Here is a 15,613-nt window from a genome sequence, read left to right on the forward strand (position 1 = left end):
GTCCGGGTCATAGTTTGGCCCGAATGATCATGCAGGATGACGGGAATGCCGCGAATTTGGGCAGGCGCAGACGGAGAAGGACCGCAGATGCCGAACCAGACCCAGACCAGGCGGGTGTTCCTGTTTCTGCAGGGGCCTCATGGACCGTTCTTTGACGCGCTCGGCCGCATGCTGCGCGCGGCGGGGGCCGAGGTCTGGCGCGTCGGCTTCAACTCGGGCGACCGGGCCTTCTGGTTCCATACGCGAAGCTATATTCCCTACAAGGGCGCGCATGAGGATTGGCCCGCGGCGCTGGCCGATCTGCTGGAGGCCAAGGGCGTGACCGATATCGTGCTTTATGGCGATACCCGCCCCATCCATGCCGCCGCTGTGACCACCGCGCGGGCGCGGGGTCTGGGCATCCATGTGTTCGAGGAAGGTTATCTGCGGCCCTATTGGGTCACCTATGAACGCGGCGGCTCGAACGGCAACTCGCGGCTGATGGACATGTCGATCGCGGACATGCGCGAGGCGCTGGCGCTGTCGGACATGGAAACGCCGCTGCCGCCCGCCCATTGGGGCGACATGCGCCAGCACATCTTTTACGGCGCGCTCTATCACTGGTTCGTCATGTTCACCAATCAGGGCTATCGCCGGTTCAGGCCGCATCGCGACCTGCCGGTGACCAAGGAGTTCCTGCTCTACCTGCAACGGCTCTTGCTGATGCCGGTGCTGGCGGTGGAGCGGATGCTGGCCACCGCGCGCATCCGCAATGGGGGGTTTCCCTATCACCTGGCGCTGTTGCAGCTGGAACATGACAGCTCGTTCCGGATGCATTCGCCCTTTGCCTCGATGACCGATTTCCTGGCCGAGATCTTCGACGGCTTTGCCAAGGGCGCGCCACGGCATCACCACCTGGTGGTCAAGGCGCATCCGCTGGAGGATGGCCGCGTGCCGCTCCGGCGCGAGGTGCGGCGGCTGGCCCGCCAGCACGGGTTGAAAGGCCGGGTGCATTACGTGCGCGGCGGCAAGCTGGCGCAGCTTTTGAACGATGCGCGCAGTGCCGTCACCGTGAACTCGACCGCCGGTCAGCAGGTGCTGTGGCGCGGCATCCCGCTCAAGGTGTTTGGCCGCGCGGTCTACGACAAGCCGGAATTTGTCTCGACCCAGCCGGTGGCCGACTTTTTTGCCGCCGCCGACCGCCCCGACGGCCGCGCCTACAAGGAGTACCGCCGCTATCTGCTGGAGACCAGCCAGCTGCCCGGCGGTTTCTATTCCCGCAAGGGGCGCCGGCAGCTTTTGCGACAGGTGGTCGACATGATGTTGTCACGCGAAGACCCCTATGATGCGCTCAAATCGGGAAAAGCGGCACCAAGGCAACAGTTGCGATTGGTCAACTGAACGACACAACTCCTGGTACTGGATTTTTCATCCGGATTCCGATAGCTTGTGAAAAAAACCGAGGCAGAAACATACAAGGTCGAGGAGACCGAGCAGTGAAACTTAACCCCGTCCGCTGGGCGAAGCCTGTCGCCGTGCTGGCTGCGATGTCTGTCGCGGCCTCTTGTTCCTTGCCGAAAGTCGGCCCCAACAAGCGGGAAATCTTTGCCGGTTCGGTGCAGAAGGAAGGCGATGCGTTTATCGTCGCCGTCAACGACCGGGTGACCCGCGCCACCGCCGTGGTTCCTGCACTGGGGTTCTCGGACGCATTCAAGAACGCCTCCGCCCTGACCTCGGACACGATCCGGCCCGGTGATGTGCTGGGCCTGACGGTCTGGGAAAACGTCGATGACGGGCTGCTGGCCAGCGAAGGCACCAATGCCACCATCCTCGAAGAGGTGCAGGTCGACAGTGCCGGTTTCATCTTTGTGCCCTATGCCGGACGCCTGCGCGCCTCGGGCAACACGCCCGACCAGCTGCGCGAGGCGATCACGGCCAAGCTCGAGGAACAGACGCCGGACCCGCAGGTGCAGGTGCGCCGGCTGGCGGGCGACGGCTCGACCGTGTCGCTGACCGGCGCGGTGGGCGGTCAGGGCGTCTATCCGATCGAACGTCCGACCCGCACGCTGACGGCCATGCTGGCGCAGGCGGGCGGCGTCACCATCCAGCCCGAGATTGCCGAGGTTACCGTGATCCGCGGCAACCAGCAGGGCAAGGTCTGGTATCAGGACCTGTTCAATTACCCGGAACTGGACATCGCCCTGCGCGGCGGCGACCGCATCCTTGTCGAGGAGGACACCCGCTCGTTCACCGCGCTGGGGGCGACCAGCACCCAGGCCCGCGTCCCCTTCGAGACCCAGGATCTGTCGGCGCTTGAGGCCATCGCGCAGGTGGGCGGCCTGATTTCGGCGGCCTCGGACCCGACCGGCGTCTTTGTGTTCCGCAACGAACCGGCCGAGATCGCGGGCCAGGTGCTGGGCCGCGACGACCTGCAGGGCGCGCAGCGCATGGTCTATGTGCTGAACCTGACCGAGCCCAACGGGCTGTTCATCGCCCGCGATTTCGTGATCCGGGACGAGGATACGCTCTATGTCACCGAGGCGCCCTATGCCCAGTGGACCAAGACCATCTCGCTCATCTCCGGCGGCCTGACGCCGCTGGCCAACCTGCAAACGATCGCCGGCGGCTGACGCATGTCGCCCGATGGCACGAACCGGGCAGCCGGGGGCGACCGCTCCCGGCTGTTCGTTTATAACGGCGGTTTCCTGACCCAGTCACGGATGCGGCGTATCCTGTCGCTGGCCGGATACGACATCCGGCTGGGCCTGCCCGTCGAGGGCGATCTGGTCGGCGTCTGGGGCATGAGCCCCACCGCCCATCGGGGCCTGGCGGTCGCCGCGCGACGCGCGGCGCCCCTGCTCCGGGTCGAGGACGCGTTCCTGCGCTCACTCTTTCCCGGCCGGGCGGGCGAACCGCCGCTGGGCCTGCTGCTCGACCGGGCGGGCGTGCATTTCGACCCCACGACGCCCAGTGATCTGGAGCAGCTGCTGGCGCGCCACCCGCTGGACGATACCGCGCTGCTGAACCGGGCGCGCGATGCCATGGCGCGCATCCGCGACAGCCACCTGAGCAAATACTCCGCCACCGACCCCGGCCTGACGCCACCCGAGCCGGGCTATGTTCTGGTGGTCGACCAGACCCGCGGCGACGCCTCGGTCACCGCCAGCAAGGGCACCGATGCGCTGTTTCGCGAGATGCTGGTCTTTGCGCAAGAGGAGCACCCCGGCGCGCGGGTGCTGATCAAGACCCATCCTGAAACCGCCGCCGGGTTCCGCCCCGGCTATTACGGCGCGGGTGATGTCAGCGCGCGGGTCAGCCTTTATGATGCGCCTGTCAGCCCCTGGGCGCTGCTCGACGGCGCGGTGGGGGTCTATACGCTGTCCTCGCAACTGGGGTTCGAGGCGATCCTGGCCGGGCACAAGCCGCGTGTCTTTGGCCAGCCGTTCTACGCGGGCTGGGGGCTGAGCCTGGACGAACACCTGGTGCCGCGCCGGCAACGCCGCCTGACGCGGGCGCAGCTGTTTGCCGCCGCGATGATCCTCTATCCCACCTGGTACGATCCGCACCGCGACCGGCTCTGCGAGCTGGAAACCGTGCTCGACACGCTTGAGGCGGAGGTGCGGGCCTGGCGGCAGGACCGCGCCGGCTGGACGGCGGGCGGCATGCGGCTGTGGAAGCGCAAGCCGCTCCGGCGGATGTTCGGGCGGTACGGCAAGGTGAGCTTCACCGACACCCCCGCCCCGGACGATCCGCGCCCGCATATGGTCTGGGCGGCCAAGGCCGATCCCGACGCCCCCGCCGTGCGGGTCGAGGACGGGTTCCTGCGCTCGCGCGGGCTGGGCGCGGAACTGGTGCCGCCGCTGTCGCTGGTGACCGACGATCTGGGCATCTATTACGATCCGACCCGGCCCAGCCGGATGGAGCACCTGATCGCCGCGCGCGCGACCCTGCGCACCGACCAGCGCCGCCGCGCCGAACAGCTGATCGACCGCCTGACGCGGGCGGGGGTCAGCAAGTACAACCTGGGCGGCGCCCTGCCCGAGCTGCCGTCCGGGCACCGCATCCTGGTGCCGGGACAGGTGGAGGACGATGCCTCGATCCGCGCCGGCGCGGGCGAGGTGCGCACCAACCTTGATCTGCTGCGTGCGGTGCGCGCCGCAAATCCGCAGGCGGTGATCGTCTACAAGCCGCACCCCGATGTGGAGGCCGGATTGCGCAGCGGTGAAATCGAGGCCGAGGGGCTGGCCGATGTGGTGGCGCGCGCGGCCGATCCGGCCGCGCTCCTTGCGCATGTGAACGAGGTCTGGACGATGACCTCGCTTCTGGGGTTCGAGGCGCTGTTGCGCGGCGTGCCGGTGACCACGCTGGGCGCGCCGTTCTACGCGGGCTGGGGCCTGAGCCGCGATCTGGGCCCGGTGCCCGCCCGCCGCCAGGCGCGCCCCGATCTGGCCGGATTGGTGCATGCGGCGCTGATCGACTATCCCCGCTACTGGGACCCGCGCACCGGGCGCCCCTGCCCGGTCGAACTGGCGGTCGAGCGGCTGTCTTCGGGCGATATCCGCCACCCCGGCGCCGCCAACCGGCTGTTGAGCAAGCTTCAGGGGCTGTTTGCCACCTATGCCCATCTGTGGCGCTGATACCGCGCCTGCCCCACTGGACGCCCCCTTCGGTTTTCCTATATAAACACTCAGGAAACGGCGAGAGAGACTGATGACCCACGCGACAGAACCCATGGAAGGCGCGCCGCTGATTGCGCCCTCGACCGTCAACCACCCGCTCTATGACCCGGTGGTCGAGGCCTGCCGCACGGTCTATGATCCGGAAATCCCTGTGAATATCTTTGAGCTCGGCCTGATCTATACCGTCGAGATCTCGCCCGAAAGCGACGTGCGCATCATCATGACGCTGACCGCGCCGGGCTGTCCGGTGGCGGGCGAGATGCCGGGCTGGGTGGTCGCAGCGGTCGAATCCGTTCCCGGTGTCAAATCGGTTGATGTCGAAATGACCTGGGATCCGCCCTGGGGCATGGAGATGATGTCGGACGAGGCGCGGCTGGAACTGGGCTTCATGTGACGGTCCCGGGCGGGAGAGTTGGAAAAGCTTCGCGCCCCCGTCATGCCCCCGTTACAAGCCTGGGCCAGCCTGCGCGTGCCGGCCGGTGCCTGTTCCCCATCCCCAAACACCCGGCCCGGATCGCCGCTGACCCCAAGCCCCGATCCTTCCGGCCGGGCCGTTCCTTTGCAGGAACGGCCCTTTCCCGACCAACCCCCTTGAGCCAACCCCACCCCGGCCCTAGATTAAAGACAACGCGCGACAACGGAGACCCTCATGTTCGGCATTCCCGGCAAACAGGCCGTGACGATGACCCCCAGGGCAGCCGCCCAGATCGCCCGCCTGATGACCAAGGGCGGCCATTCCGGCCTGCGCATCGGCGTCAAGAAAGGCGGCTGCGCCGGCATGGAATACACCATGGACTATGTCGACCAGGCCGACCCGCATGACGAGGTGGTCGAACAGGACGGCGCCCGGGTGCTGATCGCGCCGATGGCGCAGATGTTCCTCTTTGGCACCGAGATCGACTACGAGGTCTCGCTGCTCGAGGCGGGGTTCAAGTTCAAGAACCCCAATGTGGTCGACGCCTGCGGTTGCGGCGAATCGATCAAGTTCGACGAAAGCCTCGGCAAGGCCTGATCCCTTTTGCCCCTGCCAGATTGTCTTGTCCGCCTGCCGGTGTTATCCGGTTGCGACGTTTGAACAATGGATGGGCAGGAGGCAGGACATGCGGCGGAAACTGGCGGCAGGCAACTGGAAGATGAACGGCACCGGCGCGGCTCTGGGCGCGCTTGAGGCCATCGCCGCCGCCCATCCCGCCCCGTCTGTCGATATCCTGATCTGCCCGCCCGCCACGCTCCTGTCGCGCGCGGCGCACGCGCTGGCGGACAGCGCCGTTGACCTTGGCGGGCAGGATTGCCATGCCGAAACCTCGGGCGCGCATACCGGCGACATCAGCGCCGCGATGCTGGCCGACGCGGGCGCCCGCGCCGTGATCCTGGGCCATTCCGAACGCCGCGCCGATCACGCCGAGACCGACGCGCAGGTCTGCGCCAAGACCCGCGCCGCGCTCGAGGCCGGGCTGATGGCGGTGGTCTGCATCGGCGAGACGCTTGAGCAACGCGAAGCGGGCCAGACGCTGGACGTGGTCTGCGGCCAGTTGGCCGCGTCCCTGCCTGACGGGATCGACGGTGCCCGGGTGGTGGTCGCCTATGAACCGGTCTGGGCCATCGGCACCGGCAAGGTGCCGACGCTGGAACAGATCGCCGAGGTGCATGACGCGCTGCGCGGCCAGCTTCTTGGCCGCTTTGGCGCCGAGACCGGGTCCGCCATCCGCCTGCTCTATGGCGGCTCGGTGAAACCTGGAAACGCGGCCGAGATCTTTGCCGTGTCCAATGTCGACGGTGCGCTGGTGGGCGGTGCCAGCCTGAATGCGGCCGATTTCTCGCCGATCATCCGCGCGCTGGAACAAGCCTGAGCCAGCGGAGACGTCTTTCGAGGACTTGGAGCAGGGGCGCTTTCGATCCATCAGCCCGAACAACCAAGCTGCTGGTCAGGTTGTGACCTTGGGTGGATATTGTGCGCAACAGAGGTTCGCGCCCGCCTTGGGGGCGGGTCGGGCGCGAACCGGATCGCACGCGATCCGGCGGAGCATATTCAGCGCGTCACGCCCATGGCCCTCTTTCAAGCCAGGAACGAACCTTCTGTAGCCACTTCGAAAAGTCAGCCGATTGAATCACAACGCAAAACGCCGGGCAGGTTCCCCTGCCCGGCGTTCTCTGTTGTCTGATCCGGCCGCTACTTGATGATGATCTCCGGCCCCATCAGCGAATTGGGCAGGAAGGTCGAGAGCGGCGGAATATAGGTCACCATGATCAGGAAGACGAACAGGACCGCAAGGAAGGGCAGCGCCGCGCGCACCACCGACATCATCGGCATACCGGCCACACCCGAGGTGACGAACAGGTTCAGACCGACCGGCGGCGTGATCATGCCGATCTCCATGTTCACCACCATGATGATGCCCAGGTGGATCGGGTCAATGCCCAGCTCGATGGCGATCGGGAACACCAGCGGCGCCACGATCACGATGAGGCCCGAGGGTTCCATGAACTGACCGCCGATCAGCAGGATCACGTTCACGATCACCAGGAACATCACCGGGCCGAAACCGGCATCCAGCATCGCGCCAGCGATATGCTGCGGGATCTGCTCGTCGGTCAGCACATGCTTGAGGATCAGCGCGTTGGCGATGATGAACATCAGCGTGATGGTCAGCTTGCCCGCATCGAACAGCGTGTCACGGGTGTCGCGGTGAAAGAAGGCGGTGATCAGCGCCTGCGGCTTGTCCAACAGCGACAGCGGCCGTGGCTCGACCGAGCCGTCGGTGACGGCGGCCGCCGAAAGGCTGCGCGCCTCGCGGGGACGCAGCGGACCGATGTCGCGATAGACGAACATTGCGATGATGAAGGCATAGATCGACGCCACCGCCGCCGCTTCGGTGGGGGTAAAGATCGCCCCCGTGATCCCCGGGATGCCATAGATCCCGACCATGATGATCACGATCAGCATCAGCCCCCAGAACGCGTCGCGGAACGAGGCGCCAACTTCACCCCAGCCCTGCCATTCGCCCTTGGGCATGCCGCGCATCACCGCCATCACATAGATGGTGATCATCAGCATGAGGCCCGCCAGGATACCCGGAATGACGCCCGCCAGGAACATCCGGCCGACGCTGACATCGGTGGCCGAGGCATAGACCACCATCACGATGGACGGCGGGATCAGGATGCCAAGCGTACCGGCGTTACAGATCACGCCAGCGGCGAAGTCACGGGTATAACCCGCCTGCCGCATCGCCGCGATGACGATGGTGCCGATGGCGACCACGGTCGCGGGCGACGAGCCCGACAGCGCCGCGAACAGCATGCAGGCAAAGACGCCCGCAATCGCCAGGCCGCCGCGCAGGTGGCCGACGCAGGCGATGGAGAAGCGGATGATCCGCTTGGCCACGCCACCGGTGGACATGAAGCTGGAGGCCAGGATGAAGAAGGGAATGGCCAGGAGCGTGTAGTGGCCTGCCATCGCCTGGTAAAAGCTCTGTGCGATCGAGGCCAGCGAAGTGTCCGAGAAGGCCAAGAGGAAGATGATCGAGCTGAGGCCCAGCGACACCGCAATCGGCACGCCGATCAGCAGAAAGCCCACGACCATCGTGAAAAGAATGACGACATCCATCGGATCAGTCCTTGTTCAGGGCGGCAGCTTCGGCCACCGCGTCTTCGGCCTCGTGGCTCACGATCAGGCTTTCGCGGGACCCGCGCAGCACGCCCAGCGTGGCCTGCACAAAGCGGAACAGCAGCAGCGCCGTGCCGAAGGGCAGGATGAAATAGGGGATCACCCGCGGCAGTTTCTCGTATTCCTCGCCGTAGTTGATCAGCGGTTCCAGCCAGCGGAAGATTTCGAGCATCGGCACTTGGTCGGTGACATAGAACGCCCGGTCGCGCACCCCTTCGGTAAAGCCCAGCGGGAACCAGCGGCCCTCGGTCGGTTGCAGCGCGGCGAAGGGCGCCCAATAGTCCCACGACCCCTTGAACAGCATGATGCCATAGAGGATGCAGCACAGGCCCGACAGCAGCGCCATCACCTTGCGGCCGCTGGGATTGAGCAGGTTGATGACCACGTCGACCCCCAGATGGGCCGTCACCTTGACGCAGTAGCTGACGCCGAAGATCACCAGCCAGGCGAACAGGATCAGCACCACTTCGAGCCCCCAGATCAGCGAGCTGTTGAAGACATAGCGCAGAACCACGTTGATGAAGGTGAGCAGGGTCATCAGGCCGAGGATGACGGCGATGGCGGTCTCCTCGAAATTGTTAATCACGCGACCGAAGGCGGACTCCGACTGGCCGGTCACGTCATGCGACGGACGAGACATGATCATTCTCCGAAAGATGGGATGATGTCCGTGTGGACAGGGAACGGGCGGCCCGGGATCCGGGCCGCCCTGCCAGGCTTATCAGCTGGCGTTGTTGAACTCTTGCGCCTTGGCGATGTTGTCGGCGCCGATACCGTCCTCGAACTTGTCCCAGACCGGTTTCATCGCATCGACCCACATCTGGCGCTGTTCGGGCGTCAGTTCGCGGATCACACCACCAGCATCCAGCACCGACTGGCGGGCGGCGGCGTCGACGTCGCCCACGGCGGCGTTCCGCGCGTCGGTCACCTCGCTCAGGATGGTGGTGAACTGCTCGCGCACCGCCGGATCCAGGCTGTCCATCCAGTCGACCGAGGTCACCACGAGATAGTCGATGATGCCATGGTTGGTCTCGGTGATGCCGTCCTGCACCTCAAAGAACTTCTGGCCGTAGATGTTGGACCAGGTGTTCTCCTGCCCGTCGACAACGCCGGTCTGGAGCGCGCCATAGACCTCGGAGAAGGCCATCGGCTGCGGGCTGGCGCCCAGTGCTTCCATCTGTGCCACGATCACGTCGGACGGCTGCACGCGGAATTTCAGACCCTTGGCATCATCCGGCGTCATCAGCGGCTTTTTGGCCGACATCTGCTTCATGCCGTTGTGCCAGAATTCGAGGCCCAAGAGGCCACGGCGCACCATCGATTCCTTCATCGCCTGGCCGGTTTCCGACTTCTGGAACGCGTCGACAGCCGCGATGTCCTTGAACATGAAGGGCAGGTCGAAAATCTGGAACTGCTTGGTGAAGGTCTCGAATTTCGACAGCGACGGCGCGGCCAACTGGACGTTGCCCTGCAACATCGCCTCAAGCACCTGGTCATCGTTGTAGAGCGTGGAGTTCGGATAGATCTCCATGCACATCGTGCCGTTCATCTCGGCATTCACCCGCTCGGCCAGCAGCGAGGCAGCAATGCCCTTGGGGTGCTTGTCGGTGTTGGTCACATGCGCGAACTTGACGACGATCTCGCCCTCTTCGCAGCTGGCCAGGGCGGCCCCTGCGGTCACACTCAGCGCCAGCGCGGTTGCAGCGGTGGTCAGGAATTTCATATTCGGTCTCCTCCCGAAATTCTTGGTTGTGCTCCTCTGGGCGCCTTCCTCAAGGCACCGCATGGCGGGCAGTGAAGCGATTCGTCACGTTACGCTCAACAAATAGTCGCATCAGGGCCAAGGGTGGTGTTTTATGACCTGATTTCAGATGGTTGAGGAAAGATCAGTGAGGGACTCATCAACTCCGTTCACGCGTCTGTGCGGAAATCCGCACAGCCTGATCCGGCCCTGTGCGGATTTCCGCACAAGCAGGGCGAATCGCCTGGACCCGGTGAGTCGGGCGCGGAAGAAAACTCGTCGAGTTTTCTTCCGCGCGCCCCAGCCCGATCCGTCAGCGCCGGTAAGTCTCGGGCTTGATGCCATAGCGGGCAAGCTTGTCGTAGAAGGTCTTGCGCGGCAGTTTCAGCGCCTGCGCCGCCTCCGAGGCATGGCCGTTATGCCGCCCCAGCGCCGCGATCAAAAGCGAGCGTTCGACCCGCGCCATCTGCTCGCTCAGCCCCAGTTCGGCAGCCTCGGCCACCTCCTCGGGCATGCCCAGAACGAACCGCATCGCCGCCGACATCAGTGACCGCGCATTGCCCGGCCAGCTTTGCGCCATCAGCGCCGCCAGGAAATCGGGCGTGACTTCGGGCACCGGGATGCCCGCCTGCTCCGCCGCCTGCACCACATAGTGGCGGAAGATCACCGGGATATCCTCGGGCCGCTCGGCCAGCGAGGGGATGCGCACCCGCATCCCTTCGAGGCGATAGAACAGATCGGCGTTGAACCGCTCCTGCTCTACCAGCGCGGCCAGATCGGCGGTGGTGCCCGCCAAGAGCCGCGCGCCCCTGCCCTGTTCGATCTGTTCCAGCGCCGCGTACTGGCTGGCCTGCGACAGGGCCGAGACCTCGTCCAGGAACACCGATCCCTCGGCCGCGTCCTTGCAGAGCCGGGTGAACTCGGCCGCGTCCAACCCCGCAGCGGGCCGTTTCAGGAACGGCCCCTGTGCGCGCGGCGACATCAGGTGAATGACCTCTGCCACCTTGGAGATGCCGCTGCCCGCAGGCCCGGTCACCAGCACCTCGGCCAGCGTCGGGGCCACCGTACGCACCCGCTCGCGCAGCGCCTCGGATTGCGGCGAGCTGCCGAAGAGCAGCCGCGCCGCCGGATCGCCGCGTTCGAGCTGCCGTTTCAGCGCGCGGGTCTCCAGCACCTGCGCCCGCGCCCCGATGCCGCGCCCGATCACCGCCAGCAGATCGGCGGCGGCACAGGGTTTTTCCAGGAAATCAAACGCGCCCTCGCCCATCGCCTTGACCGCCATCGGGATATCGCCCTCGCCGGTCAGCAGGATCACCGGCAGTTCCGGATCGGTCTCGCGCGCGTAGTTCAAGAGGTGAAAACCGTCCCGCCCCGGCATCCGGATGTCGGACACGATGACGCCTTCGAACCGGGGCGTGATATGGTCCTTGGCCGCCACGAAGGACCCTGCCGTCACCGCCTCGTACTCGGCCAGTTCCAGCGTCTGGCTCAGCGCCTCGCGCACGGCGGCATCGTCATCGACCAACAGAACCTTGCGGATCATGCCGCCTCATCCTCTCTGTAACGTTCCAGTTCCACGGTGAAGGTCGCGCCCTCGCCCGAGTTCTCGCCCCGGATATTGCCGCCAAAGCTCTGCACCAGCCCGTAAGAGATCGACAGGCCCAGCCCCATCCCCTCGGAACTGCCCACCGCCTTGGTGGAATAGAAGGGCTCGAAAATCTTCTCGGGGTCGGCGATGCCCGGCCCGCTATCGGATACGGTGACCATCAGCCGCGCGCCCTCGACCACCCGGATGCGGATGCGCCGGTCCCGGGTTGCTGACATGGCGTCGGCGGCATTGGTGATCAGGTTGACGAATACCTGTACCAGCCGCACCTCGCCGCCCCAGGCCAGCGCCGGGCTTTCGGGCGGTTGCCAGTCCATGGTGATCCCGTCCGCCGCGATCCGGGTTTCGGTCAGCTCGATCGCGGTGGCGATCACCTGGGCCAGGTCGACCCGGTTCATCGGTTCGCTTTCGTTGCGGGCAAAGGCGCGCAGGTTCTTGATGATCCGCGCCATCCGTGCCGCCATGTCCGAGATCCGGGTCAGGTTCTCGCCCGCCTTGTCCTGACGCCCGCGCGTCAGGAAGGCCGCGCCATTGTCGGCGAACTGCCGGATCGCCATCAGCGGCTGGTTCAGCTCGTGACTGATCCCCGCCGACATCTGGCCCAGCGCGCTCAGCTTGCCGGCCTGCACCAGCTCGGCCTGCGCCCGTTTCAGCGCCGCCTCGGCCTCCTGCCGCTCGGCCACCTCGCGGCGCAGTGCGCTGTTGGCCGCCGTCAGCGCCCGTGTCCGCTGCGCCACCCGGCTTTCCAGTACCTGATTGGCCTCGGCCAGGGTGCGGCGCCGCTCGGTCGCGAGATAGAGCATGGCGCCAAAGGCCAGGCAGATCGCCGCCACCGCCGCCGCCTGCAACCAGGCGATCCGCTGCGCCGGGGCGATATCGACCACGACCTCGCCGGTCATGCCGATCACCGGCAGCGCCCGTGACAGATGCAGCGCCCGCCTGGGCAGGTACGGCCCCCAGTCCAGATGCCAGATCTCGTGCCCGGCCACCCAGCGCGCCTGGAACGGCCGCGACGGCCCCTTGGCAGGGACCAGCCCCGGCTGACCCGCCGGGCGGGTCCACCACAACAGCTCGCTCCGGTTCGAGATAAAGACCACGCCCGAGGCATCGGTAAAGAACACGGCTGGCGTATTGCCGCGCCAATCCCATTCCAGATGCGCGATATCCACCGCCACGATCATTGCGCCGCGCACCTTGCCATCGGGGCCGAATGCGGGCGCGGCATAGTAAAAGGCGCGCTGGTCCAGCGGATGCTGGACGCCATGTTCGCTGCCCAGCGCCCCATGCAGCGCGCGCCGGAAATAGCCTGTCTGCGACACATCCCCAAACGACGTGCCGCGCGCCGAGACCCGCACCGCCCCGCGGGTATCGGCATAGAGGACCTCCAACGCCGATGTCTTGTCCGCGATATCCAGAAACAGCGCCTGTGCCCGCCGCTGCCCCTCTCTGGTGCCCAGATCGTCCAGCGCCGGGTGATCGGCCAGGAGAACGGCGGTTTCCTGGTACCGCTGCAACTGCGCGGTCAGCCGGTCGGTGGCCAGCTCCAGATCGGCCTCGGCCCGCTGCGACAGCTGCCCCAGCGCCTGGCGTAGCCCATAGGACCAGACGCCGGTCGCCATCAGGCCGACCGCCGCCAGAAAGCCGAGGATGATCCACCAGCGCCGCATATCCTAGGGTCTTGCATCCGCGCGCCGCCAAGGCAAGGGTGCAGTGCCATGAAGACCCTGAACCAGTCCCCCACCGACCCGGATTTTGTCCAGAACCCCTATCGGTTCTACGCCCGCGCCCGCGCGGCGGGGCCGCTGCATCTGTGGGCCGAATACGGCATGGTCGCGGCCTTTGACCACGCCAGTGTGGCGGCCCTCCTGCGCGACCGCCGCTTCGGGCGCGAGCCGCTGACCCCGATCACCGGCCCCGATCACCTCGCCCCCTGGCTGATGGTCGAACGCCACTCGCTGCTCGAGGCCGAACCGCCCCGCCACACAAGGCTGCGCGCGCTGGTGATGCGCGCCTTCACCTCGCGCGCCATCGCCGATCTGGCCCCGGGGATCGAGGCGCTCTGCCACCGCCTGATCGACGATTTCCCAGCGGGCGAGGTCGACCTGCTCAGCGCCTATTGCACCCAGGTGCCGGTGATCACCATCTGCCGCCTGCTGGGGGTGCCCGAGACGATGGCGCCGCAGCTTCTGGACTGGTCGCACGCGATGGTGGCGATGTACCAGGCGGGCCGCTCGCGCATCACGGAAGAGGCCGCCGCCCGCGCCAGCGCCGATTTCTCGGCCTTCCTGCGCGGCTATATAGACAGCCGCCGCCGCGCCCCGGGCGACGATCTGATCACCCAGTTGATCGCGGCCGAGGAACAGGGCGACCGGCTGTCGCCCGACGAACTGATCGCCACCTGCATCCTGCTCCTGAACGCCGGGCACGAGGCCACGGTGCATGCGCTCGGCAACGGCATTCGCACGCTGCTTGACACCGGCACCGGGCCCGAATGGCTCACCCCCGCCCGTATCGACACCACCATCGAGGAGCTCTTGCGCTTCGATCCGCCCCTGCACATGTTCACCCGCTACGCCTATACCGAGGCCGAGATCGCGGGCCATAGCTTTCGCCGCGGCGACCAAGTGGCGCTGCTGCTGGGGGCCGCCAACCGTGACCCGGCGCTCTGGCCCGATCCCGACCGGTTCGACCCGGCCCGCCCGATCCAGACCAACACCAGCTTTGGCGGCGGGCTGCATTTCTGCGTCGGCGCGCCGCTCGCGCGGTTGGAAATGCGCCTCGCCCTGCCGATCCTGTTCGACCGCTGCCCGCATCTGCGCCTGGCCGAACCGCCCGCCTTCTCGAACAGTTACCACTTCCACGGGCTCGGCGCGCTCCGCGTCCATCCCGCCTGACCTGCCCCTTCATTTCGCCTGAAATACTCCGGGGGGAGGCGCCGCAGGCGACGGGGGGCAGCGCCCCCCAACACGCCTATAGTGGCAGCATGGTGGTCGACTTGATCTCTTCCATCGACAACAGGGCTGTCACGTTATGCACCCGTACCTCTGAAATCAGCGCCTGATAGAAGGCATCGTAGGCGCGCGCGTTCTTCACCCGTACCTTGAGGATATAGTCGATATCGCCCGCCAGCCGGTGCGCCTCCTGTACCTCGGGCCGGCCCTGCAACGCCTTGAGGAAATCGCGCTGCCATTCCGCCTCGTGTTCCGACGTGCGGATCAGCACAAAGAAACAGGCCTCGAACCCCAGCGCCTCGGGGTCCAGGATCACCGTCTGCTGGCCGATCACCCCGGCCGATTTCAGCTTGCGGATGCGATTCCAAACCGGCGTCTTGGAGCTGCCCACCCGGCTGGCGATATCGTCCAGCGACTGGCTGGCGTCGCGTTGCAGCTCCACCAGAATTTTCCGATCGGTTTCATCAATGCGCACCGACATTCCTGTTTTCCTTCCAGTTCGAAACATATGTTCTATTTCGCCCACATGGAGGAACAAGTTTCCTTATTTACTCCACCATCTGGCTTTGATTGGGAAATATTCCCTATATTGAGATCCAAGTCAAACAGGAGCGAAACCGATGGCCCGCGCATTCACCCCCAAGGTGGTCACCGCCAATGACCTGATCGAAGGCGACGTGATCTATCAGACCGCAGATGACCGCTGGTCGCGCGATCTGGCCGAGGCCGAGCTGATCACCGACGAGGCGCATGCCCAGCTGCGCCTGCTCGATGCCGCCCGGCAAGCATCCAGGGTGGTCGGCGCCTACCTGGCCGACGTCCGGCCCGGCCCGAACGGGCCCGAGCCGGTTCATTTCCGAGAGGATTTCCGCCGCACCGGGCCATCGAACTACGCCCATGGCAAACAGGAAACCTCTCCGCAGCCCCGGGCCTGATCCAAGGCCCCCCTCTCCCCTCAAAAGGCCCCAGGTCCGGGGCTGCACCAAGGAC

At 66.1% G+C, this 15,613-nt stretch carries 14 protein-coding genes; 8 read left to right on the plus strand and 6 right to left on the minus strand.

The genetic code is table 11. The features are described from left to right. Positions 1-87 precede the first annotated feature (87 nt). The 6 genes from OE747_RS01760 (at position 88) to tpiA (ending at position 6,508) form a co-directional block, all read left to right on the plus strand. The gene (locus OE747_RS01760) at positions 88-1,380 is read left to right on the plus strand and encodes a capsule biosynthesis protein (RefSeq protein WP_263826887.1); all 1,293 of its coding nucleotides are present in this window, start codon (positions 88-90) and stop codon (positions 1,378-1,380) included. A 146-nt stretch (positions 1,381-1,526) separates the two neighbouring features. Beyond that, entirely contained in the window at positions 1,527-2,609 is a 1,083-nt protein-coding gene (locus OE747_RS01765) for a polysaccharide biosynthesis/export family protein (protein ID WP_404818286.1), read from the plus strand. 3 nt (positions 2,610-2,612) lie between these two features. Next, positions 2,613-4,616 carry a capsular polysaccharide biosynthesis protein gene (locus OE747_RS01770; RefSeq protein WP_263826889.1) on the plus strand — a complete coding sequence of 668 codons (2,004 nt, stop codon included), beginning with the start codon at positions 2,613-2,615 and terminating at the stop codon, positions 4,614-4,616. A gap of 73 nt (positions 4,617-4,689) precedes the next feature. Further along, positions 4,690-5,052: an SUF system Fe-S cluster assembly protein gene (locus OE747_RS01775; protein ID WP_263826890.1), complete on the plus strand. Its 363-nt coding sequence runs from the start codon at positions 4,690-4,692 to the stop codon at positions 5,050-5,052. A gap of 255 nt (positions 5,053-5,307) precedes the next feature. Beyond that, complete coding sequence (locus OE747_RS01780; protein WP_263826891.1) at positions 5,308-5,670, plus strand: HesB/IscA family protein; 363 nt, start codon at positions 5,308-5,310, stop codon at positions 5,668-5,670. Between the two features lie 88 nt (positions 5,671-5,758). Then, positions 5,759-6,508 carry a triose-phosphate isomerase gene (gene tpiA, locus OE747_RS01785; RefSeq protein WP_263826892.1) on the plus strand — a complete coding sequence of 250 codons (750 nt, stop codon included), beginning with the start codon at positions 5,759-5,761 and terminating at the stop codon, positions 6,506-6,508. 320 nt (positions 6,509-6,828) lie between these two features. Here the strand turns inward: tpiA and OE747_RS01790 are convergent, their stop codons facing one another. The 5 genes from OE747_RS01790 to OE747_RS01810 form a co-directional block, all read right to left on the minus strand. Then, a complete protein-coding gene (locus tag OE747_RS01790) occupies positions 6,829-8,265 on the minus strand; it encodes a TRAP transporter large permease (protein ID WP_164130133.1) in 1,437 nt (478 codons plus the stop codon). A 4-nt stretch (positions 8,266-8,269) separates the two neighbouring features. Next, positions 8,270-8,965 carry a TRAP transporter small permease gene (locus OE747_RS01795; protein WP_263826893.1) on the minus strand — a complete coding sequence of 232 codons (696 nt, stop codon included), beginning with the start codon at positions 8,963-8,965 and terminating at the stop codon, positions 8,270-8,272. Between the two features lie 81 nt (positions 8,966-9,046). Beyond that, positions 9,047-10,048, minus strand: a complete 1,002-nt coding sequence (locus OE747_RS01800) for a DctP family TRAP transporter solute-binding subunit (protein WP_263826894.1) — start codon at positions 10,046-10,048, stop codon at positions 9,047-9,049. Between the two features lie 331 nt (positions 10,049-10,379). Beyond that, complete coding sequence (locus OE747_RS01805; protein WP_263826895.1) at positions 10,380-11,609, minus strand: sigma-54-dependent transcriptional regulator; 1,230 nt, start codon at positions 11,607-11,609, stop codon at positions 10,380-10,382. Further along, on the minus strand, positions 11,606-13,339 hold the full coding sequence (locus tag OE747_RS01810) for a sensor histidine kinase (protein ID WP_263826896.1): 1,734 nt from the start codon (positions 13,337-13,339) through the stop codon (positions 11,606-11,608). Before OE747_RS01810 ends, OE747_RS01805 begins: the two co-directional genes overlap by 4 nt. Positions 13,340-13,387: 48 nt before the next feature. Between OE747_RS01810 and OE747_RS01815 the strand changes: the two genes are divergently transcribed. Continuing rightward, complete coding sequence (locus OE747_RS01815; protein ID WP_263826897.1) at positions 13,388-14,566, plus strand: cytochrome P450; 1,179 nt, start codon at positions 13,388-13,390, stop codon at positions 14,564-14,566. A gap of 76 nt (positions 14,567-14,642) precedes the next feature. Here OE747_RS01815 and OE747_RS01820 read toward each other — a convergent pair whose 3' ends face one another. Continuing rightward, complete coding sequence (locus OE747_RS01820) at positions 14,643-15,104, minus strand: Lrp/AsnC family transcriptional regulator (RefSeq protein WP_164130145.1); 462 nt, start codon at positions 15,102-15,104, stop codon at positions 14,643-14,645. A gap of 139 nt (positions 15,105-15,243) precedes the next feature. Here OE747_RS01820 and OE747_RS01825 point away from each other — a divergent pair, with 139 nt between their 5' ends. Continuing rightward, positions 15,244-15,558 (plus strand): DUF2849 domain-containing protein, encoded by a 315-nt coding sequence (locus tag OE747_RS01825; RefSeq protein WP_263826898.1) that lies wholly within the window; start codon positions 15,244-15,246, stop codon positions 15,556-15,558. Positions 15,559-15,613 lie beyond the last annotated feature (55 nt).

Source organism: Ruegeria aquimaris (genome assembly GCF_025751555.1).
Lineage (GTDB): Bacteria > Pseudomonadota > Alphaproteobacteria > Rhodobacterales > Rhodobacteraceae > Ruegeria_B > Ruegeria_B aquimaris.

Excerpts from the sequence above, each read along its gene's own strand:
- OE747_RS01760 (WP_263826887.1), top strand. The coding sequence starts at position 88 with ATGCCGAACCAGACCCAGACCAGGCGGGTGTTCCTGTTTCTGCAGGGG.
- OE747_RS01765 (WP_404818286.1), top strand. The coding sequence starts at position 1,527 with ATGTCTGTCGCGGCCTCTTGTTCCTTGCCGAAAGTCGGCCCCAACAAG.
- OE747_RS01770 (WP_263826889.1), top strand. The coding sequence starts at position 2,613 with ATGTCGCCCGATGGCACGAACCGGGCAGCCGGGGGCGACCGCTCCCGG.
- OE747_RS01775 (WP_263826890.1), top strand. The coding sequence starts at position 4,690 with ATGACCCACGCGACAGAACCCATGGAAGGCGCGCCGCTGATTGCGCCC.
- OE747_RS01780 (WP_263826891.1), top strand. The coding sequence starts at position 5,308 with ATGTTCGGCATTCCCGGCAAACAGGCCGTGACGATGACCCCCAGGGCA.
- tpiA (WP_263826892.1), top strand. The coding sequence starts at position 5,759 with ATGCGGCGGAAACTGGCGGCAGGCAACTGGAAGATGAACGGCACCGGC.
- OE747_RS01790 (WP_164130133.1), bottom strand. The coding sequence starts at position 8,265 with ATGGATGTCGTCATTCTTTTCACGATGGTCGTGGGCTTTCTGCTGATC.
- OE747_RS01795 (WP_263826893.1), bottom strand. The coding sequence starts at position 8,965 with ATGTCTCGTCCGTCGCATGACGTGACCGGCCAGTCGGAGTCCGCCTTC.
- OE747_RS01800 (WP_263826894.1), bottom strand. The coding sequence starts at position 10,048 with ATGAAATTCCTGACCACCGCTGCAACCGCGCTGGCGCTGAGTGTGACC.
- OE747_RS01805 (WP_263826895.1), bottom strand. The coding sequence starts at position 11,609 with ATGATCCGCAAGGTTCTGTTGGTCGATGACGATGCCGCCGTGCGCGAG.
- OE747_RS01810 (WP_263826896.1), bottom strand. The coding sequence starts at position 13,339 with ATGCGGCGCTGGTGGATCATCCTCGGCTTTCTGGCGGCGGTCGGCCTG.
- OE747_RS01815 (WP_263826897.1), top strand. The coding sequence starts at position 13,388 with ATGAAGACCCTGAACCAGTCCCCCACCGACCCGGATTTTGTCCAGAAC.
- OE747_RS01820 (WP_164130145.1), bottom strand. The coding sequence starts at position 15,104 with ATGTCGGTGCGCATTGATGAAACCGATCGGAAAATTCTGGTGGAGCTG.
- OE747_RS01825 (WP_263826898.1), top strand. The coding sequence starts at position 15,244 with ATGGCCCGCGCATTCACCCCCAAGGTGGTCACCGCCAATGACCTGATC.